The sequence below is a fragment of the Bacillus cereus group sp. BfR-BA-01408 genome (genome assembly GCF_022663305.1).
Taxonomy (GTDB): domain Bacteria; phylum Bacillota; class Bacilli; order Bacillales; family Bacillaceae_G; genus Bacillus_A; species Bacillus_A pacificus.
The window spans coordinates 1-18,755 of record NZ_JAKUFF010000078.1; the positions used below are offsets into that span (position 1 = coordinate 1).

Sequence of the window (18,755 nt, forward strand, 5' to 3'; positions counted from 1 at the left end):
CCGCAGTAGCTCAGTGGTAGAGCTATCGGCTGTTAACCGATCGGTCGTAGGTTCGAGTCCTACCTGCGGAGCCATGGCCCGTTGGTCAAGTGGTTAAGACACCGCCCTTTCACGGCGGTAACACGGGTTCGAATCCCGTACGGGTCATAAAAAAAAGAGTCAGCAATATGCTGACTCTTTTTTATTGTGCGTTCATTCTCCTTTATCAACTGATTTTCCTGAAATAAATAAAGGGATTTAGGAAAAGCTATGGTATGTATAAAAAGGAGGAGATACAAATGACACGAGTGAGAGACTTGATGAGCACTCATATTGTACAGTGTACACCGTTAGACAATGTATATGAAGCTGCTGTAAAGATGAAAGAAGAATCGATTGGATTGATTCCGGTTGTTGAAAATGAACAAGTTGTTGGTCTTGTTACGGACCGGGATTTAGTTGTTCGAGGGATTGCTGAAAAACATCCTGGATCTAATAAAATTACAAATGTAATGACAACAAACATTGTTTCAGTTTCTCCAGATGATCCTATTGAAAAGGCTACAGAGTTAATGGCGCAGTATCAAATTAGACGATTGCCAGTAGTTGAGAGTGGTCAACTCGTTGGGATGTTAGCACTAGGAGATTTAGCTATAAAAGAATCGGCAGATGATCAAGCCGGATTTGCTTTAAGTGAAATATCAGAGCATACGGAATGAAGAAAGACTTTACTTAGTGGAATACGTTACGTATAAAAATCAGATGCATTATTCTAGTATATAGGATTAAACAAATATGTTAGCATGATGCATCTGATACATTATATAATAAGTACATAGTTATTAATTTCGACAGTTTATTTAAATTTGTCATTCCTAATTATAAATAAGAGAAAAAATGATATACTGATAGATATAAGTATTATGATTGATTTCGAATATAACAATATTTATTGTTAATGATGTGATAATGGATTAATATTTCCTATGTAGACAAAAGGGAAGGGGAATTATATGAAGGCTGTACAGCGCGATCCAAATTGGAATTTGGTTACAGATACATATATAGAACCAAATAATTTCGCTGAATTATTTTCTTTGCTTGTACCCTGTCATCCAAAAGGTGAAGGGAAAGAACGAACTATATTAGTGTGGAAAGAAAAAGAATTTTATAAAGAAGAAAATTTAGCGGCATTTATCGTATATGGAATGAATAAAGCAAAGAATTTACCGCAATTTCATAAAGACGAAATTCCAACTTTAGTACGTATTCTTCGCTTATGCCAAGAAATTGGTTGGTATGAAGAAGCGAATACTTTTATGGTAACTCAAGGGCTAGCTGAGTTTGTTCATACTTCATTGGAATATGAAACGTGGGATCTTTTGACGCAGGCGGTGGCTTTAAACTATTTAATTATTAAATATCGTATTGGTGAATTAACTGATGGGGATGTAGAAATTTGGGATAGAGTTAAATTTAATGAGAAATGTATAACAGGCTGTAAACATCTATTATCTCATAAAGAAGTATTAGAATTTACATTTTTTTATATGTGTAAGAGAGCTAAGTCACTATCAAAAGAGCAATTAAATAGTGATATGATGAGTTTAGCGATGTATTGTAATACTTTTGTTTATGACTTATATACATATGATTTATTACGAAAGTATCGTAAGTGTACAGACTTTCTATCATATTATGGACCTAGTCAAGCGGTGTTAGCTTGCCAAAGGGCTGTACTTTCTCAAATTTCAGATCGATTAGACCCACTCAAGACTACTCATGTAGATGATTATTTATATGTAATGAAAGATATGATGGAGCATATGACGATAGGGATAATGGATCGATATGATCATTTTATTGGAAAGTTATTATCATATGTGCCATTTTTCGAAATGATCCAAGTTCCACAACATGCATATTATTGTGAAGAATTATTGTATATTTGTAAGGGCATTAAATATAAAGAAGAAATATTACGCAATTATATATTTATACAATTACATGACTGTTTACCATCTTTCTTTAAACTGTTTCTTAAAAATAAGCGTTATGCAACGATTCATGATATTTTGTTCTATTGGTGTGATGATGAACAAAGAATGAGCTTAGAGAAAAAATATAATCTTAGCTTTATTTATGAAAAATATGCTTGCGGGTAAAGAGCATTTTCTATATAAATTAAAAAGGATCTCAATTGTGAGATCCTTTTGTTATTAGTAAAGCAAGGAGAATGTAATTAAGACGAGAAATAACATTCCATAAAGGAGAAATTGTGCCGTATAGCTTCCTTGTATACCAAAAAAAGTATTTGTTTTTTTATAGAAATTCAATATATATTTTATCGGATTATCTTTGAAAGATTGGTACACAGTGTCTCCTCTTTCTAAGCTTCTTGTTCGTGTTTTTTGTTATTAGGGACATGAATGTATCTAGCTATGAATAATAAAATAGCCATAAAGAATACGGGAAATACGGTAGATAAATAAAAACCATTACTAATAATATTTGTTATTAAGGCACTTAATAACAAAATGGCATTATAAATATGGGCAATTTTTTGTTTTAGTTGAACTTGAAAAGCTTCCATCATAATTTCTAAAGCAACAAAAGCAATGATAATAGATAAAAATACAGTATTTGTATTATAAATTACTAAGCAACAGATTAAGCCTAAAAAGGCTAAGTATTCAATTAAGAGAGGTATATTGCGTGGCATACAATTTACCTAACTAAATATGGCAGTGGGTTTACTGCATTTGTTTTTTCAAAATTCCATTCTCCATTGTGCAATTCAAAATGAAGATGTTGCCCGTATGAATGACCTGTGTTGCCCATATGACCTACTAATTGTCCAGCTTGTACTTGATCACCAGCTTGTACAGTGCGATCTTTCATGTGAGCATAGACTGTTGTATATAATTTCCCGTTTATTTGATGGGCGATGAACACAACATTGCCATAGCTAGCTGAATAATATGATTTCACGACTTTACCTGCAGCCGCCGCCTGGATAGAGACATTACCCTGAGCTGCGATATCTATACCATAATGCATTTGTTCCCAGCGCATATCAAAGGTTGAGCTAATTTTTCCTTGAGTAGGGAATTTGAAAACGGCTGGAATGGAAGTAGGTTGAGCCGTTTGAGCTTGTGATTGATTTTGCACTACATAATGCTTTGCCACGTATCCGTATCCTGTGCCAAAACGAATTTTATACCAAGTTCCTACAGTTTCCACTACTTGTAATTGTGTACCATTTTGTAATGAACCAAGTAGTGCACTACTTGTACTAGCGTTGCTACGCACATTAAGTTTAGGTGTTGCAACTGTGTATTTCGTATTATTTTGAACTGTGATGCCTTTTACTAAAGGCTGCGAACCATTAGATACGAATGCCTTTTGTACGTAACCTGTTTTGCCATTATGTAAAATTTTATACCATTCACCTTGTTCTTCTTGAATAGTAACGAATTTCCCATTTGGTAATACATCTAAAATTGAAGATTCTAAATTAGGTTCAGAACGAACGTTTAATGCATTGGCATTGACGATATATTGATTATTAGATTGAAGTTTGTTTTTTAGTAGAATAGAATCTTTTTGTACGTAACCTACTTTATTATTAACAGATACTTTATACCAGCCATTAGTTGTTTCAAGTATATTCACTTTCGTATTAAAGCGAATTGTATCAATTGATGAGCTATTTGCGTTATCTTTTGTATGTAAGGCTACTTGATCGACTTTGACATATCCAGTTTTCACATTAGATAATTGTTCAGCGTTGGCTGTTTGTACATTTGTTTCTCCCATAGAAGGAAGTAAAGAAGCAATTGCGACAGTAGTTGCTGTTAAAGCAGTAGCTTTCATATTCATATAATAGAGACCTCCTCTAGTTGTATAGTTGTAATTTTATTATAGTATAAAGATATAATATAGTGGGTGTATTCACATAAATGTAATATGAAATCAATATAAAAATAAATTTTTTGAGGATAATGATTCCTTTTTATCCAATTCATTAGGATAATAATTTCTAAGATAGAATATAAGTATTATATGGTTTTTTTATTTTGTTGACAATTGAGAAAATTAAAACAGTTGATGATGTCTTATTACGATGTTATACTGACAGTGATAATTTTATAGTTTGCTAGGAGAGCTGGTGTTGCCAGCTGAGAGTAAGGCCTTAAGTCTTTGATCCTTTTTATTACCTGATCTAGATTATGCTAGCGTAGGGAAGCAATTCGGACACTAACAATGAGTCCCCGTTTCTTTGCGTATAGAAACGGGGCTTTTTTATTTGAAAATTTCATATTGAAACCACTAGGGGTGCTTGTTGTGCTGAGAGAGGAATAATCCTTAACCCTTACAGACCTGATCTAGGTAATACTAGCGAAGGGAAGTGGAGCAACGAATAAATTATAATTTTATTTGCTGTAACCACTTCTTATTTAGAAGTGGTTTTTTATTTAGATATATAAATTGAAAGGGGATAGAGAAATGAAATTTTGCGATAGATTATTAGAAACTGTACAACCAGTTTGGGAGATGAGTCATAATCATCCATTTGTTGTAGGTATGGGGGATGGTACGTTAGAAAAAGATAAGTTTCAGTATTATATTATTCAAGATTATTTATACTTGTTAGATTATGCAAAGTTATATGCGATCGGTGTTGTAAAGGCAACAAATCCACAAGTTATGGGGAAATTTGCTGAACAAATTGATGGGATATTAAATGGAGAAATGACCATTCATAAACAGTATGCAAAAAGACTTGGAATTTCTATAGAGGAGATAGAGTCTGCAAAGCCATCTGCTAAAAATTTAGCTTATACAAATTACATGATGTCTGTATCTCAAAATGGCACACTTGCGGAATTAATAGCAGCACTTCTTCCATGTATGTGGAGCTACTGGGAGATTGGAAAGCGTTTAAATGATATTCCTGGAGCAAGAGATCATGAGTTCTTTGGTGAGTGGATTCAAGGCTATAGCTCTGAAGAATATGGCAACCTTTGTGTTTGGTTAATCGATTTATTAAATGAAATGGCAGTTGGAAAGTCTGAAAAAGAGCTAGATCGATTAGAGGAGATTTTCCTATATTCCAGTCGATTTGAATATTTATTCTGGGATATGTCCTACCGTAAGGAGATGTGGGGATTTGAGGAGCAAGAACATACTACAGTTTCATAATGTTTCTTTTCATTATGATGAGAAGCCAATCATTAATGAATTAAATGCTTCTATACAAGATAAAGAGTTTGTAAGCATTATCGGACCGAGTGGATGCGGGAAAAGTACTTTATTTCGCCTTATTACAGGTTTAGAAGAAGCAAGTACGGGACAGATAGAGCTGACAGAGACAAAGAGCCATCCTGTAGGATATATGCCCCAAAAAGATATGCTCTTGCCGTGGAGAATGATTATTGAGAATGCTGCCCTGCCGTTAGAGTGCCAAGGTGTACAGAAGAAAGAAGCACAAATAAAGGCGAAGGAACTATTGCATAAATTTGGCTTACAAGGGTATGAGACAAAATATCCGAAAGATTTATCTGGTGGTATGAGACAACGTGTATCCTTTATTCGAACTTTATTAACAGGTGGGGAGATATTGCTGTTAGATGAACCGTTTAGTGCGTTGGATGCTTTAACGAAGGCCTCTTTGCAAGAATGGTTGTTTGAACAATGGAAAGAGTGGGAAAAAACAATTTTATTTATCACTCATGATGTGGAAGAAGCATTGTTTCTTTCTAATCGAATTTTAGTAGTAGAGCAGCAACCGATAACTACTTTAACCGAGAGGATTGTACCGCTTGATCATAATCGGACAAGGAAAGATTTATATAAACCAGAAGTATTAGCGCTGAAAGATGAGCTGCTTAGTATGTTGCAAAGGCAGGTACTCGTATGATGAACCGGTTGAAGGAGCTATTACCTGCTCTTACACTTTCTAGTATTTTACTTGCTCTTTGGGAAGTAGGCGCAAGAATTGTAGATGAAATGTACATTTTACCGTCACCGTCTGCGATTGTAATGAAGATATGGAAACTAAAAGACATATTATTTACAGTTCATTTGCCAGCAACATTATATGTCGTTTTAATAGGGGTGGCTATTTCTATCGTACTTGGGGTAGGGCTAGCGATGTTAATGAATGCGAGTACATGGATGGAGAGAGCATTTTATCCATTATTAGTTGCCTCGCAAACGATTCCTATTACAGCGCTTGCTCCGCTATTTGTTTTATGGTTTGGATATACGATTTGGAGTAAGGTTGTTGTTACGGTTTTAATTACGTTTTTCCCAATTGCGGTTAATACGTATGATGGACTGCGCAGTACGAAAAAAGAATGGGAAGAGCTTTTAGTTACGTATGGGGCAACGAAAAAAGATGTTTTTCTTAAATTAAAATTGCCGTCTGCTCTTCCTTATTTTTTCTCAGCTTTAAAAATTGCAGTACCGCTTAGTGTAATTGGGGCGGCAATTGGTGAATGGCTCGGTGCACAAGCGGGGCTAGGATATTTCAGTAAGAGAATGATGACGCAGTTAGACGGGGCAGGTGTATTTGCACCCATTGTATTGTTATCATTATTAGCTATTCTCTTCGTCATACTTATTTCGTTAGTAGAAAAAAAATTCATTAGTTGGAGGAAGCATTCATGAAATTTTTAAAGCGCATCTTTGTGTTTACATTATTAGTTGCAATGATTGCTGGATGTTCGAGTAATTCAGCATCGGAAAAAAGTAAAAAAGAGAAAGAAATAACGGTCATGCTTGATTGGTACCCAAATGCGGTACATAGCTTTATTTATGCGGCAATTGAAAAAGGTTACTTTAAAGAAGAAGGAGTAAAGGTAAATATTAAATTCCCTTCTAATCCGACTGACCCATTAACGTTAGCAGCTGCAGGAAAAGTAACAGTGGGCTTATATTATCAGCCAGATGTTGTCATGGCAAAAGCAAATGAACAAATTCCAGTGAAATCAATTGGGGCTGTTGTACGTTCACCATTAAATCATGTTGTATCGCTGAAGTCTGCAGGCATTCAATCGCCAAAAGATTTAGAGGGTAAAACAGTTGGATATTCTGGAACACCTTTAAGTGAGATGTATTTAAAAACGATGGTAAAAGAAGCTGGTGGTAATCCAGATACAGTGAAAGTAGTCGATGTTGGTTTTGATTTAGTACCAGCATTAATTACAAAAAAAGTGGATGCGGTAACGGGGGCATACATTAACCATGAAGTACCTGTTATGCGTCATGAAGGTCATGAACCAGCATACTTTAATCCAGCAGATTACGGTGTACCGAATTATCATGAGCTTGTATTTGTAACAGGTGATAAAACGTTGAAAAAAGATAAAGAAGCGTTGCAAGCTTTCTTACGTGGTACGAAAAAAGGTTATGATTTCATGAAGAAAAATCCAGATGAAGCATTAAATATTTTATTAAATCATCAGGAAAAAGAAAACTTCCCACTTGTACCAGAAGTTGAAAAAGAAAGTATGAAAATTTTATTAGAGAAAATGGAAACGAAGGATGAACCATTTTTATCAGATTCAAAAGAGTCATGGGAGAAACAAAATAAATGGTTGAAAGATAAAGGAATGACGAAAGAAATCGTTCCGGCCGATGAGTTATTCGAAAACATTTTAAAGTAGGCGAATGAATATGAAAAATGAGCTTCATGTAATCTCAAATGGTCACATGTCATTCGAAGAGTTAGTGAATGTAGCGATGCAAATTGAAAGTGAAATTGATTATTTGCATATTCGTGAGCGTGAGAAAAGCACGAAGGAATTGTATGAAGGTGTGGAAAGTCTTTTGAAGAAAGGCTTTCCAGCATCAAAAATAGTGATAAATGATCGAATTGATATTGCTATTTTATTAAACATTCCGCGCGTGCAGCTAGGATATCGAAGCGCAGATGTAAGGTCAGTGAAAGAAAAGTTTTCTTATTTGTACGTCGGTTATTCTGTACATTCTTTAGAAGAGGCGATTGATGCATTTAAGAATGGCGCGGATTCACTCGTTTATGGTCATGTATTTCCGACAGATTGTAAAAAAGGTGTGCCAGCGAGAGGGCTTGAAGAAATTTCAGACATTGCAAAGTGTTTATCCATACCGATTACAGCAATTGGAGGAATCACTCCGGAAAACACTGGAGATGTTCTTGCTAACGGCGTCAGTGGTATTGCTGTTATGTCTGGGATTATAAGTAGTAGTAACCCGTATAGCAAAGCGAAGTCTTATAAGGAATCAATAAGAAAGTGGGCGGAAAAACATGTGTAAGAAGTATGATGTAGCGATAATTGGCGGTGGTGTAATTGGTAGTTCAGTTGCACATTTTCTAGCAGAAAGAGGACATAAAATAGCGATTGTAGAGAAGCAACAGATTGCATCTGAAGCCTCGAAAGCAGCCGCTGGTTTACTTGGGGTGCAGGCAGAATGGGATGAGTATGACCCGCTATTTGAACTTGCTAGAGAAAGCCGTGCTATATTTCCACAACTTGCAGAAGTTTTACGTGAAAAAACAGGAATTGATATTGGGTATGAAGAGAAAGGCATTTATCGCATTGCTCAAAATGAAGAGGAGAAGGAAAGAATTCTTCATATTATGGATTGGCAGCAGAAAACCGGTGAAGATTCTTACTTTCTGGCGGGAGATCGTTTACGAGAGAAAGAGCCGTATTTATCTGAGTCAATTATAGGGGCTGTATATTATCCAAAAGATGGTCATGTTATTGCACCAGAGCTTACGAAAGCATTCGCATATTCCGCATCATTTTCGGGTGCTGATATATATGAACAGACAGAAGTGTTTGATATTCGTATTGAAAATAATAAAGTGACTGGAATTGTGACAAGCGAAGGTATGATCACTTGCGAGAAAGTTGTTATTGCAGGTGGCTCATGGAGCACGAAGTTACTAGGTTATTTTCACCGCGAATGGGGTACATATCCGGTTAAAGGAGAAGTAGTAGCGGTAAGAAGTAGAAAACCACTTTTAAAGGCGCCTATTTTCCAAGAAAGATTTTACATTGCACCAAAGCGCGGCGGACGTTACGTAATTGGAGCAACGATGAAGCCTCGTACGTTCAATAAAACTGTGCAACCAGAAAGTATTACTTCTATATTAGAGCGCGCGTATACAATATTGCCTGCTTTAAAAGAAGCTGAATGGGAAAGTGCATGGGCAGGATTAAGACCACAATCGAATCATGAAGCTCCTTATATGGGAGAGCATGAAGAAATAAAAGGTTTATATGCTTGCACGGGCCATTATCGAAACGGTATTTTATTAAGTCCTGTTTCTGGTCAATATATGGCTGATTTAATAGAAGGAAAGCAGGAGAATCACTTGCTAGATTCATTGCTTTCTAAAACAGTTTAGAAAGGGGATGGAAGTTTGAATTTAAAAATTAATGGTAATCAAATTGAAGTGCCAGAGAGTGTGAAAACAGTAGCTGAGCTACTTACACATTTAGAGTTAGATAACAGAATTGTTGTAGTAGAGCGTAATAAAGATATTTTACAAAAAGATGATCATACAGATACATCTGTTTTTGATGGAGACCAAATTGAGATTGTAACTTTCGTAGGAGGCGGTTGATTATGTTAAACATTGGACCATTTTCATTTCATTCTAGACTTTTATTAGGAACAGGAAAATTCCCTGATTTTGATGTGCAGCAAAAGGCAATTGATGTATCTGAGGCTGAGGTTTTAACGTTCGCAGTACGTCGTATGGATATATTTGATGCAAAGCAGCCTAATTTATTAGAGAAACTTGATGTGAAAAAATATACGTTATTACCGAATACTGCCGGAGCAAAAAATGCTGAAGAAGCTGTTCGTATTGCAAAATTAGCAAAAGCTTCAGGGCTTTGCGACATGATAAAGGTAGAAGTTATTGGTGATGATAGAACGTTATTACCTGATCCAGTAGAGACGTTAAAGGCATCTGAAATGTTACTAGAAGAAGGATTTATCGTACTTCCGTACACATCTGATGATGTTGTATTAGCACGTAAATTACAAGAACTTGGCGTGCATGCGATTATGCCAGGAGCATCTCCAATTGGATCAGGACTTGGTATTGTAAATCCATTGAATTTGAGCTTCATTATTGAACAAGCGACAGTACCAGTTATCGTTGATGCTGGTATTGGTAGCCCGGCTGATGCGGCATTTGCGATGGAATTAGGAGCAGATGGCGTGTTATTAAATACAGCTGTATCAGGAGCAAAAGATCCTATTAAAATGGCACAAGCAATGAAATTAAGTATTGAGGCAGGCCGTTTAGGATTTGAAGCAGGTCGTATTGGACGTAAGCGTTGTGCAACGGCAAGTAGTCCTTTAGAAGGAATGAGCGTAGTTGAATAATCGATATTCTCGCCAAGAACTATTTTCTCCAATTGGAGAAGAAGGACAGCAAAAGATAAGGGAAAAGCATGTGCTTATTATCGGCGCAGGTGCATTAGGTAGTGCAAATGCAGAAATGTTTGTAAGAGCTGGTGTTGGTACAGTAACGATTGTTGATCGAGATTATGTTGATTGGAGTAATTTACAAAGACAGCAATTGTATGCAGAGAGTGATGTGAAAAATAATCTTCCGAAAGCTGTAGCAGCGAAGAAGCGTCTAGAAGAGATTAATAGTGAAGTAAGAGTAGAAGCGCTCGTTCAAGATGTAACAGCTGAGGAGTTAGAAGAACTCGTTACAAACGTTGATGTAATGATTGATGCAACTGATAATTTTGAAACGCGTTTCATTGTGAATGATATAGCACAAAAACATTCTATTCCATGGATTTACGGAGCATGTGTAGGGAGTTACGGCCTTTCTTACACAATTCTTCCTAGTAAAACGCCATGTTTATCTTGTTTATTACAATCGATTCCGCTTGGCGGGGCGACATGTGATACAGCGGGGATTATATCACCTGCTGTATCTCTCGTCGTTTCTCATCAAGTAACGGAAGCTCTTAAACTGTTAGTAGAAGATTACGAATCGCTTCGAGATGGACTTGTATCGTTTGATGTATGGAAGAATGAATATTCATGTATGAATGTGCAAAAGCTTCGTAAGCACAATTGTCCTTCGTGCGGAGAGAATGCCTTGTATCCGTATTTAAATAAAGATAATACATCGAAAACAGCAGTGTTATGCGGGAGAAATACAGTTCAAATTAGACCACCTCATAAAGAGGAAATAGATTTTGAACGATATAAAGAGCTGCTGAATGATCGTGTGCATGATTTAAATGTAAATCCATATTTATTATCATTTTCTGTGGAAGAAAAGAGATTAGTTGCTTTTAAAGATGGTCGTGTACTTGTACATGGAACGAAAGATATAAGCGAAGCAAAGACGATTTATCATCGCTATTTTGGATAGAAAAGGATGAGTGGGATGAAAGTAAATAAAGCTTTAACAATTGCAGGGTCTGATAGTGGCGGCGGTGCCGGCATTCAAGCAGATTTAAAAACATTCCAAGAGCTTGGTGTGTATGGGATGACGGCTATTACGGCAATTACTGCTCAAAATACGCTTGGCGTTCAAGGGGTATATCCAGTTCCATTAGAAGGTATTACGGAACAGTTGAATTCAATTGGTACGAATTTAACACCAGATGCTGTGAAACTAGGAATGTTATTTAGCAGTGAAATTATTCAAATTGTAGCAGAACAGATTAATAAATTTGGCTGGAATAATATTGTACTAGATCCTGTTATGATTGCAAAAGGCGGTGCATCATTATTACAGCAAGAAGCAGTTCAAGCATTAAAAGAATATTTATTACCAGTAGCAACAGTTGTAACGCCGAATGTTCCTGAGGCAGAAGTGTTAACTGGGTTGGAAATCCATAACGTTGAAGATAGTAAAGAGGCTGCAAAAGTACTGCATGAATTAGGTGCGAAATATGTACTTATGAAGGGCGGACATGCAGAATATCAAGGTAATGAAGTAATTGATTTACTTTTTGATGGAGAAAAGTTTATTGAATTTAAAAGTGAACGAATTCCTTCAAAGCAAACGCATGGAAGCGGGTGTACATTTGCTTCAGCAGTTACAGCAGGGCTTGCGAAAGGATACTCAATTGAAGAGGCAGTTCAAGAAGCAAAACAATTTATTAGTATAGCAATTGAAGAGCCGTTGCATATTGGAAGTGGTCATGGACCGACGAATCATTTTGCATATAAATTGAATAAAACGAGTGTATAGGTAAGTAAAAAGTCAGTTTTATAACTGGCTTTTTTTCTGTTTACTTTTTCAAAATACAGGAGTAATATATCAGCCAGAATATATTTTTTGTAATACGCTGAGTCCAATTATATGGAGCGGAGGAACCAATTTGTGCAGTGTCACTAGGGGTGAATCTTTCAATTTTGAAAGTAGGGCTACTCTCAAAGTCCGAATCCGACAGCTAACTTCGTAAGCGTCTTGAGAGAGGACGGTGCCATGATGGATACATCACTTCATCGATCTGATTAGTATAGGGGAATATCAATCTATGTTTGAGTTTTTTTATGCTAAGGAGGATGAGGTACATGGAACTAACACTTATTTGTGTTGGAGAAGAAAGCAAGGTAAATAGTTTAATAGATTTAGTAGCGTTTCAACATGAGTTAATTATTTTTACCGCAAATGAAGAGATAGCGGTTGAAGTGAGGAATTGTGGGTTTGATTGGACGTATAGCTGCAGTAAGGAGCAGGATTTTACTAGTATTTGTGAGTGTATTAAGAAGGTGATTTTACTAGGTGATGAGCTTCCTATTGTTAGCTTCTTTACAGAACACATTCGCTTTTCTTTTCAAGCACCTATTACTGTTGTTACAAGGAATAAACGATATCCGGCGAGGCTCTATGAAACAATTGGAGCTACCTTTGTCGTGTTTACGAATTGTGATAATATTTCTTTTTTATTTTTTGAATAGGGCGGGGGAGAAGAAGATGAAGGTGTTGTTACTAGGAGATATAGCGAATCGTTGGGCAGTATCGGTAGAGCGAGTTCAAGAATTGGTGGTACTTGATCCTATTTTTCCAAGGCCGTATATCATATTGCCATCGAAAGACGCTTTATATTTAAAAACAGATGTGATCGAATATGAGCAACTACATGCAGAATTGTCACAAGTTTATATTCGCGGGAGAAATTTACGTGCTTTTTTACGAGGGGAATAAATAGGGAGTGAAAAAAGAGCGAATGCGAAGTGCAACAAGCTATGCACTTCATGTCATTCGCTCTTTTTATTTCGTATTTAAAAGATCATTTATGTGAAAAAGAAAGAAAAGACGAGAAAAGGGATGAAAGAATATTAATAATACCTGATGTAAGCGTTTAAATAGATGGATATTTTCTTATTTTGAGTAATTTAGCCCTTTACAAGTGAAAAATAGAGGAGTATATTTACTCTCATAAATCATTCATAAAATTTCCAAAAAAACCTAAAATCGCTGAGTTCCAGAAATGGAGCGGGGGAACCAATTTTGTGCATCGTCACTTGGGGTGAATCTTTCAGTTTTGAAAGTAGGGCTACTCTTTAGGCCCGAATCCGACAGCTAACCTCGTAAGCGTTTAGAGAGGAGGTTTACTTTTTGTTGTTCATTTTTTGAACACTGAGTAGAGCTCAGTGTTCTTTTTTAATATTTTAATGGTAAATTTTTACAGAAGGGTGAGGGGTAGCTATGTTAGATGTTGTAATGATCGGAATTTTTGTTGTGTTAGTCGCATCGATGGCAAGTCTTGCAAGTTGGTCAGATAAAGTTGTGAAAGAAGGGAAGCAATCATGATGATTGCCTTATCAATTATTGTTGCAGCAATTACGGTGTATTTAGTGTATGCATTATTAAATCCGGAAAAGTTTTAATTAGGGGGAGTCATTCATTATGATCTGGGTTGCAGTCGTTATTACAATGCTGTTATTTATTCTTGTGGCAAAGCCAACGGGAATTTATTTAGAGAAAGCCTTTCAAGGGAGTAAAAAGCTAGATAAAGTATTCGGGCCTTTTGAAAAACTTATTTTTAAAATTACGGGTGTAAAAGAATACAATCAAACGTGGAAACAGTACGCCTTATCATTAGTTTTATTAAATGGATTTATGATTGTTGTTGTATATTTCGTTTTCAGACTACAAGGAGTATTGCCATTAAATCCAGCAAACATTAAAGGAATGGAGCCTACGCTCGCTTTTAATACAGCAATTAGTTTTATGGCTGATACGAACTTACAGCATTATAGCGGTGAAAATGGTTTATCTTATTTATCACAATTGATCGGGATTACATTTTTAATGTTTGCAGCACCCGCAACGACTTTAGCGCTCGTTATGGCATTTATAAGAGGGCTAGCTGGAAAAGAACTCGGTAACTTTTTCGTTGATTTTACGAGAGCATTAACGAGAGTGTTTCTTCCTATCGCATTTATGGCGGCACTAGTCTTTGTCGCACTTGGTGTACCACAAACGTTAGACGGTGTCGTTACAGCACAAACAATTGATGGGGCCAAGCAAAGCATATTACGCGGGCCAGTTGCATCATTCGTATCCATTAAGGAACTTGGAAATAACGGCGGTGGATTTTTCGGAGCAAACTCTACACATCCTTTTGAAAATCCAGGGCAAATGAGTAATATTTTGCAAATGATGCTTATGATGTTATTGCCAACAGCACTTCCGTTTACGTATGGACGAATGGTAGGAAATAAAAAACAAGGTCGCATCCTTTTCGTTTCACTATTCATGGTGTTTTTACTAGGGTTTATAACAATTACGACATCTGAACTAAACGGGAATCCAGTACTAAATGGAATGGGTATTGAACATGTACAAGGAAGTACAGAAGGAAAAGAAGTAAGGTTCGGAACAGTATTTTCTTCACTATACGCAACAGTAACGACAGCTGCTGAAACCGGAGCGGTGAATACGATGCATGATACGTTAACACCAATTGGCGGGTTAGTACCACTCGTAAATATGATGTTAAATACAGTATACGGCGGCGTTGGAGCAGGCTTTGTGAACATTATTATGTATGCGATTATCGCAGTCTTTATATCTGGATTGATGGTTGGACGGACACCGGAATTTTTAGGTAAGAAAATTGAAGGGAAGGAAATGAAATTAATTGCGGTAACGATACTATTTCATCCACTGCTTATTTTAGGGTTTTCAGCATTGGCTCTTTCTACACATTTAGGAACAGAAGCGATTTCTAACTCGGGCTTCCACGGTTTAACACAAGTTGTTTATGAGTATACGTCATCAGCTGCGAATAACGGATCTGGATTTGAAGGGTTAGCAGATAATACACCATTTTGGAATATTACAACTGGTTTAGTTATGTTTTTAGGACGCTATTTCAGTTTAATTACGATGCTAGCTGTTGCAGCTTCATTGAAAGAGAAGACGGTTGTGCCAGAAACAGTCGGAACGTTCCGTACGGATAATAGTTTATTTGGCGGCATTTTCATCGGAACAATTGTAATTGTCGGTGCATTAACATTCTTCCCGATGTTAGTACTCGGCCCAATTGCGGAATTTCTTACATTGAAGTAATGGAGGGTAAATGATGAGACCGGTAGTAGTAAAAGAAAAAAGAGTAAATGAGTCACAAATGCATGTTGTAGAAGATGAAGTTAGAAAAGCGAAAACGATGGATCGTGATATCGTGACACATGCGATGAAACAATCCTTTGCGAAATTGAATCCGAAAGTTATGATAAAAAATCCGATTATGTTCGTTGTGGAGATTGGATTTATCATTACGTTCATTTTATCGTTTCTTCCAAGTCATTCTAGTAGTGTACCAGGATGGTTTAATATAACAGTTTCTCTCATTCTCTTATTTACAGTTTTATTTGCTAACTTTGCAGAAGCGTTAGCGGAAGGGCGGGGGAAAGCGCAAGCCGATTCTTTAAAACAATCGAAGAAAGATGTGTTTGCAAATGTTGTAAAAGAAAATGGAGACATCGTCCAAGTTTCAGCAACTGATCTAAGAAAAGGTGACGTTGTTATTGTAAAACAAGGAGAAATGATTCCAAGTGATGGAGAAGTAATAAAAGGGTTAGCATCTGTTGATGAATCTGCGATTACAGGGGAATCAGCTCCTGTAATAAAAGAAGCAGGCGGTGATTTTTGTTCTGTGACAGGCGGTACGATGGTTGTAAGTGATGAGATTACGATTGTCATTACGAGTAATCCTGGTGAATCATTTATTGATAAAATGATTTCGTTAGTAGAAGGAGCTGCTCGTCAAAAAACGCCGAATGAAATTGCTTTAAATACAGTATTAACGAGTTTAACGCTTATTTTCTTAATCGTTGTTGTGACGCTGCCGATTTTCACAAATTATTTAGGATTTCAAATTGATACAGCTGTACTTGTAGCGTTGTTAGTTTGTTTAATTCCAACGACAATTGGTGGATTATTATCGGCCATTGGTATTGCCGGGATGGACCGCGTGACAAAGTTTAATGTGTTAGCGATGTCGGGTAAAGCAGTAGAAGCTGCTGGCGATATTAATACAATTATTTTAGATAAAACGGGTACGATTACTTTCGGGAACAGAATGGCTCATACATTATTACCTGTAGGAAATGAAACGATTGAGCAAGTTGGAAAGTGGGCTGCGATTAGCTCAGTTTTAGATGAAACACCAGAAGGTCGATCAGTTATCGAGTATGTGCAAGCGAAATCTATATCATATAATAGAGAACTTGCAGAACAAGGTGAGTTTGTTCCATTTAAAGCAGAAACGAGAATGAGTGGTGTTGATTTACAGGATGGAACGAAAGTGAGAAAAGGTGCTGTCGGTAGCGTGATTGAATGGGTTCAGTCACAGGGTGGAACAATTCCGAAAGATGTAAATCAAAAAGCAGATTTCATTTCAAAAGAGGGCGGAACACCACTTGTAGTTGCAGTGAATAATCGTATTTACGGTTTAATCTATTTAAAAGATACAATAAAACCTGGTATGCGTGAACGTTTTGAACAGTTGCGTCAAATGGGGATTAAAACGGTTATGTGTACAGGGGATAACCCATTAACAGCAGCAACCATTGCAAAAGAAGCAGGAGTAGATGAGTTTGTTGCTGAGTGCAAACCAGAGGATAAAATTGCAGTTATTAAAGCGGAGCAAGATAAAGGGAAACTCGTAGCGATGACAGGTGATGGTACAAATGATGCGCCGGCATTAGCGCAGGCTGACGTTGGATTAGCGATGAATAGTGGTACAACAGCTGCGAAAGAAGCAGCGAATATGATTGATTTAGATTCGAATCCAACGAAGATTATTGAGGTAGTAGGAATCGGTAAGCAATTGTTAATGACACGCGGTGCGTTAACGACGTTTAGTATTGCAAATGATATCGCAAAATATTTTGCAATCATTCCAGCGATGTTTACACTTGCGATTCCGCAAATGGAAGCATTGAACATTATGAAACTAACATCACCACTGTCAGCGATTTTATCAGCATTAATATTTAATGCAGTTATTATTCCATTACTCATTCCATTGGCGATGAAAGGTATCGCATATAAACCGATGAGTTCGAATGCACTACTTGGCCGAAACCTACTTATTTATGGGCTTGGTGGAGTGATTGTACCGTTCATTGGAATTAAAGTAATTGATATGATTGTCGGCTTGTTCATATAAGGAAGAGGGGAAAGAGATGGCGAAGAAACAAAGTATACTATCAACAATCATCCGTATTACTTTTACATTTTTAGTGTTGTGCGGACTTGTATATCCACTTATTGTTACTGGTATTGCACAAGCAGTCATGAAGGATAATGCGGATGGAAGTCTAATATATAATGATAAAAATGAAGTGATTGGTTCTAAATTAATCGGTCAAAATTTCACAGATCCACGTTATTTTCATGGGCGTGTTTCTAGTATTGAATATAAAGCAGAGGCATCTGGTTCAAATAACTATGCACCGTCTAATCCAGATTTAGAGAAACGAGTAGAGAAAAGTATTGAAGAGTGGAAGAAACAAAATCCCACCGTACCAGTTACAGAAGTGCCAATCGATTTAGTGACAAATTCAGGTTCAGGGCTTGATCCTGACATTAGTCCGAAGGCAGCTTCCGTGCAGGTAGAGCGCATCTCTAAAATAACGAATATTCCGAAAGAAACACTAGAGCAATTGATTAAAGATCAAACAGAAGGTGCGGCACTTGGTTTATTTGGAGAGACCCGCGTAAACGTCTTAAAGTTAAATTTAGAATTACAGAAACTAATGAAATAGTAACAGTGCGACCTCAATCTAACGGATTGAGGTAGCGTTGTTTCGAAAGAAAGGTTGTGAGTGTTTTGTATGCGGATGACTATAAACCGACGTTTCAAAGGCGAACACCAGAGGAATATTTAGAATATATTCGTCAGCAAAATCGGGGACAGTTAAAGCTATATGTAGGAGCAGCTCCAGGCGTAGGGAAAAGTTATAAAATGCTACTGGATGCTAGAGAGATGAAAAAGGACGGTATGGATATTGTAATTGGTTTAATTGAAACGCATGGGAGAAAAGAGACGGAAGACGCAATTGCTGATTTAGAAAAGGTTCCTTTAAAAGAAATAGAGTATAAAGGGAAAGTGTTTTATGAACTTGATGTGGAAGGAATTATAAAGCGTGCACCGCAAGTCGTTGTTGTGGATGAACTTGCACATAGTAATATTCCCAGCTCTAAAAATAAGAAGCGTTATATGGATGTACAAGAATTGTTAGAGGCTGGTATATCCGTATTGTCAGCG

The 18,755-nt window shown here is 36.7% G+C and carries 21 protein-coding genes, 1 tRNA gene, 1 pseudogene and 4 riboswitches; of the genes and pseudogenes, 21 read left to right on the plus strand and 2 right to left on the minus strand.

What is annotated here, in order from left to right:
- Positions 1 to 75 precede the first annotated feature (75 nt).
- The 3 genes from MR083_RS22480 (at position 76) to MR083_RS22490 (ending at position 2,144) form a co-directional block, all read left to right on the plus strand.
- A tRNA-Glu gene (locus MR083_RS22480) sits at positions 76 to 147 on the plus strand.
- Between the two features lie 131 nt (positions 148 to 278).
- On the plus strand, positions 279 to 698 hold the full coding sequence (locus tag MR083_RS22485) for a CBS domain-containing protein (RefSeq protein ID WP_000199016.1): 420 nt from the start codon (positions 279 to 281) through the stop codon (positions 696 to 698).
- A 294-nt stretch (positions 699 to 992) separates the two neighbouring features.
- Complete coding sequence (locus MR083_RS22490) at positions 993 to 2,144, plus strand: DUF3965 domain-containing protein (RefSeq protein ID WP_000648927.1); 1,152 nt, start codon at positions 993 to 995, stop codon at positions 2,142 to 2,144.
- 224 nt (positions 2,145 to 2,368) lie between these two features.
- On the opposite strand, the gene MR083_RS22495 is transcribed toward MR083_RS22490, so the two are convergent.
- Entirely contained in the window at positions 2,369 to 2,701 is a 333-nt protein-coding gene (locus MR083_RS22495; RefSeq protein ID WP_001137831.1) for a hypothetical protein, read from the minus strand.
- Positions 2,702 to 2,706: 5 nt separating this feature from the next.
- Positions 2,707 to 3,861 (minus strand): SH3 domain-containing protein, encoded by a 1,155-nt coding sequence (locus MR083_RS22500; protein ID WP_001056060.1) that lies wholly within the window; start codon positions 3,859 to 3,861, stop codon positions 2,707 to 2,709.
- A 269-nt stretch (positions 3,862 to 4,130) separates the two neighbouring features.
- Positions 4,131 to 4,243, plus strand: a riboswitch (TPP riboswitch).
- A 60-nt stretch (positions 4,244 to 4,303) separates the two neighbouring features.
- Positions 4,304 to 4,406: riboswitch (TPP riboswitch) on the plus strand.
- An 82-nt stretch (positions 4,407 to 4,488) separates the two neighbouring features.
- On the opposite strand from MR083_RS22500, the gene tenA reads away from it, so the two are divergent.
- From tenA to kdpDN, 18 genes and pseudogenes are all read left to right on the plus strand, one after another.
- Positions 4,489 to 5,184: a thiaminase II gene (tenA, locus tag MR083_RS22505; protein ID WP_000666831.1), complete on the plus strand. Its 696-nt coding sequence runs from the start codon at positions 4,489 to 4,491 to the stop codon at positions 5,182 to 5,184.
- Positions 5,153 to 5,902 carry an ABC transporter ATP-binding protein gene (locus MR083_RS22510; protein ID WP_001256803.1) on the plus strand — a complete coding sequence of 250 codons (750 nt, stop codon included), beginning with the start codon at positions 5,153 to 5,155 and terminating at the stop codon, positions 5,900 to 5,902. Before tenA ends, MR083_RS22510 begins: the two co-directional genes overlap by 32 nt.
- A complete protein-coding gene (locus tag MR083_RS22515; RefSeq protein WP_011040017.1) occupies positions 5,902 to 6,654 on the plus strand; it encodes an ABC transporter permease in 753 nt (250 codons plus the stop codon). The genes MR083_RS22510 and MR083_RS22515 overlap by 1 nt, the downstream gene beginning before the upstream one ends.
- Entirely contained in the window at positions 6,651 to 7,652 is a 1,002-nt protein-coding gene (locus tag MR083_RS22520) for an ABC transporter substrate-binding protein (RefSeq protein ID WP_000670438.1), read from the plus strand. Before MR083_RS22515 ends, MR083_RS22520 begins: the two co-directional genes overlap by 4 nt.
- Before the next feature lie 10 nt (positions 7,653 to 7,662).
- The gene (tenI, locus tag MR083_RS22525; RefSeq protein ID WP_000787183.1) at positions 7,663 to 8,283 is read left to right on the plus strand and encodes a thiazole tautomerase TenI; all 621 of its coding nucleotides are present in this window, start codon (positions 7,663 to 7,665) and stop codon (positions 8,281 to 8,283) included.
- Positions 8,276 to 9,385, plus strand: a complete 1,110-nt coding sequence (gene thiO / locus MR083_RS22530) for a glycine oxidase ThiO (RefSeq protein WP_242269865.1) — start codon at positions 8,276 to 8,278, stop codon at positions 9,383 to 9,385. Before tenI ends, thiO begins: the two co-directional genes overlap by 8 nt.
- A 15-nt stretch (positions 9,386 to 9,400) precedes the next feature.
- Positions 9,401 to 9,604 (plus strand): sulfur carrier protein ThiS, encoded by a 204-nt coding sequence (thiS, locus tag MR083_RS22535; RefSeq protein ID WP_001049505.1) that lies wholly within the window; start codon positions 9,401 to 9,403, stop codon positions 9,602 to 9,604.
- A 2-nt stretch (positions 9,605 to 9,606) separates the two neighbouring features.
- Positions 9,607 to 10,377: a thiazole synthase gene (gene thiG / locus MR083_RS22540; RefSeq protein WP_000931996.1), complete on the plus strand. Its 771-nt coding sequence runs from the start codon at positions 9,607 to 9,609 to the stop codon at positions 10,375 to 10,377.
- The gene (thiF, locus tag MR083_RS22545) at positions 10,370 to 11,389 is read left to right on the plus strand and encodes a thiazole biosynthesis adenylyltransferase ThiF (protein WP_001065440.1); all 1,020 of its coding nucleotides are present in this window, start codon (positions 10,370 to 10,372) and stop codon (positions 11,387 to 11,389) included. The genes thiG and thiF overlap by 8 nt, the downstream gene beginning before the upstream one ends.
- A 6-nt stretch (positions 11,390 to 11,395) precedes the next feature.
- Positions 11,396 to 12,217: a bifunctional hydroxymethylpyrimidine kinase/phosphomethylpyrimidine kinase gene (thiD, locus tag MR083_RS22550; RefSeq protein WP_116733373.1), complete on the plus strand. Its 822-nt coding sequence runs from the start codon at positions 11,396 to 11,398 to the stop codon at positions 12,215 to 12,217.
- A gap of 85 nt (positions 12,218 to 12,302) precedes the next feature.
- Positions 12,303 to 12,450: riboswitch (cyclic di-AMP (ydaO/yuaA leader) on the plus strand.
- A 93-nt stretch (positions 12,451 to 12,543) separates the two neighbouring features.
- Positions 12,544 to 12,930 (plus strand): hypothetical protein, encoded by a 387-nt coding sequence (locus MR083_RS22555; protein WP_000424075.1) that lies wholly within the window; start codon positions 12,544 to 12,546, stop codon positions 12,928 to 12,930.
- 16 nt (positions 12,931 to 12,946) lie between these two features.
- The gene (locus MR083_RS22560) at positions 12,947 to 13,177 is read left to right on the plus strand and encodes a hypothetical protein (RefSeq protein ID WP_000866315.1); all 231 of its coding nucleotides are present in this window, start codon (positions 12,947 to 12,949) and stop codon (positions 13,175 to 13,177) included.
- A gap of 261 nt (positions 13,178 to 13,438) precedes the next feature.
- Positions 13,439 to 13,584, plus strand: a riboswitch (cyclic di-AMP (ydaO/yuaA leader).
- A gap of 97 nt (positions 13,585 to 13,681) precedes the next feature.
- A complete protein-coding gene (locus tag MR083_RS22565; protein WP_000887889.1) occupies positions 13,682 to 13,786 on the plus strand; it encodes a SipW-dependent-type signal peptide-containing protein in 105 nt (34 codons plus the stop codon).
- The gene (gene kdpF / locus MR083_RS22570; protein WP_000972376.1) at positions 13,783 to 13,863 is read left to right on the plus strand and encodes a K(+)-transporting ATPase subunit F; all 81 of its coding nucleotides are present in this window, start codon (positions 13,783 to 13,785) and stop codon (positions 13,861 to 13,863) included. Before MR083_RS22565 ends, kdpF begins: the two co-directional genes overlap by 4 nt.
- Before the next feature lie 19 nt (positions 13,864 to 13,882).
- Positions 13,883 to 15,550 (plus strand): potassium-transporting ATPase subunit KdpA, encoded by a 1,668-nt coding sequence (gene kdpA, locus MR083_RS22575; RefSeq protein ID WP_000638358.1) that lies wholly within the window; start codon positions 13,883 to 13,885, stop codon positions 15,548 to 15,550.
- 13 nt (positions 15,551 to 15,563) lie between these two features.
- The gene (gene kdpB / locus MR083_RS22580) at positions 15,564 to 17,654 is read left to right on the plus strand and encodes a potassium-transporting ATPase subunit KdpB (protein ID WP_242269866.1); all 2,091 of its coding nucleotides are present in this window, start codon (positions 15,564 to 15,566) and stop codon (positions 17,652 to 17,654) included.
- 16 nt (positions 17,655 to 17,670) lie between these two features.
- Positions 17,671 to 18,252 carry a K(+)-transporting ATPase subunit C gene (kdpC, locus tag MR083_RS22585; RefSeq protein WP_242269867.1) on the plus strand — a complete coding sequence of 194 codons (582 nt, stop codon included), beginning with the start codon at positions 17,671 to 17,673 and terminating at the stop codon, positions 18,250 to 18,252.
- Between the two features lie 56 nt (positions 18,253 to 18,308).
- Positions 18,309 to 18,755 (plus strand): annotated as a pseudogene (gene kdpDN / locus MR083_RS22590) (KdpD-like non-kinase potassium sensor); the annotation flags it as partial.

Coding starts and splice junctions, on each gene's coding strand:
- MR083_RS22490 (WP_000648927.1), top strand. CDS start 993: ATGAAGGCTGTACAGCGCGATCCAAATTGGAATTTGGTTACAGATACA.
- MR083_RS22500 (WP_001056060.1), bottom strand. CDS start 3,861: ATGAATATGAAAGCTACTGCTTTAACAGCAACTACTGTCGCAATTGCT.
- MR083_RS22560 (WP_000866315.1), top strand. CDS start 12,947: ATGAAGGTGTTGTTACTAGGAGATATAGCGAATCGTTGGGCAGTATCG.
- tenA (WP_000666831.1), top strand. CDS start 4,489: ATGAAATTTTGCGATAGATTATTAGAAACTGTACAACCAGTTTGGGAG.
- kdpA (WP_000638358.1), top strand. CDS start 13,883: ATGATCTGGGTTGCAGTCGTTATTACAATGCTGTTATTTATTCTTGTG.
- MR083_RS22515 (WP_011040017.1), top strand. CDS start 5,902: ATGAACCGGTTGAAGGAGCTATTACCTGCTCTTACACTTTCTAGTATT.
- kdpF (WP_000972376.1), top strand. CDS start 13,783: ATGATGATTGCCTTATCAATTATTGTTGCAGCAATTACGGTGTATTTA.
- MR083_RS22495 (WP_001137831.1), bottom strand. CDS start 2,701: ATGCCACGCAATATACCTCTCTTAATTGAATACTTAGCCTTTTTAGGC.
- MR083_RS22555 (WP_000424075.1), top strand. CDS start 12,544: ATGGAACTAACACTTATTTGTGTTGGAGAAGAAAGCAAGGTAAATAGT.
- thiO (WP_242269865.1), top strand. CDS start 8,276: ATGTGTAAGAAGTATGATGTAGCGATAATTGGCGGTGGTGTAATTGGT.
- thiD (WP_116733373.1), top strand. CDS start 11,396: ATGAGTGGGATGAAAGTAAATAAAGCTTTAACAATTGCAGGGTCTGAT.
- MR083_RS22485 (WP_000199016.1), top strand. CDS start 279: ATGACACGAGTGAGAGACTTGATGAGCACTCATATTGTACAGTGTACA.
- kdpB (WP_242269866.1), top strand. CDS start 15,564: ATGAGACCGGTAGTAGTAAAAGAAAAAAGAGTAAATGAGTCACAAATG.
- MR083_RS22565 (WP_000887889.1), top strand. CDS start 13,682: ATGTTAGATGTTGTAATGATCGGAATTTTTGTTGTGTTAGTCGCATCG.
- tenI (WP_000787183.1), top strand. CDS start 7,663: ATGAAAAATGAGCTTCATGTAATCTCAAATGGTCACATGTCATTCGAA.
- MR083_RS22520 (WP_000670438.1), top strand. CDS start 6,651: ATGAAATTTTTAAAGCGCATCTTTGTGTTTACATTATTAGTTGCAATG.
- thiG (WP_000931996.1), top strand. CDS start 9,607: ATGTTAAACATTGGACCATTTTCATTTCATTCTAGACTTTTATTAGGA.
- kdpC (WP_242269867.1), top strand. CDS start 17,671: ATGGCGAAGAAACAAAGTATACTATCAACAATCATCCGTATTACTTTT.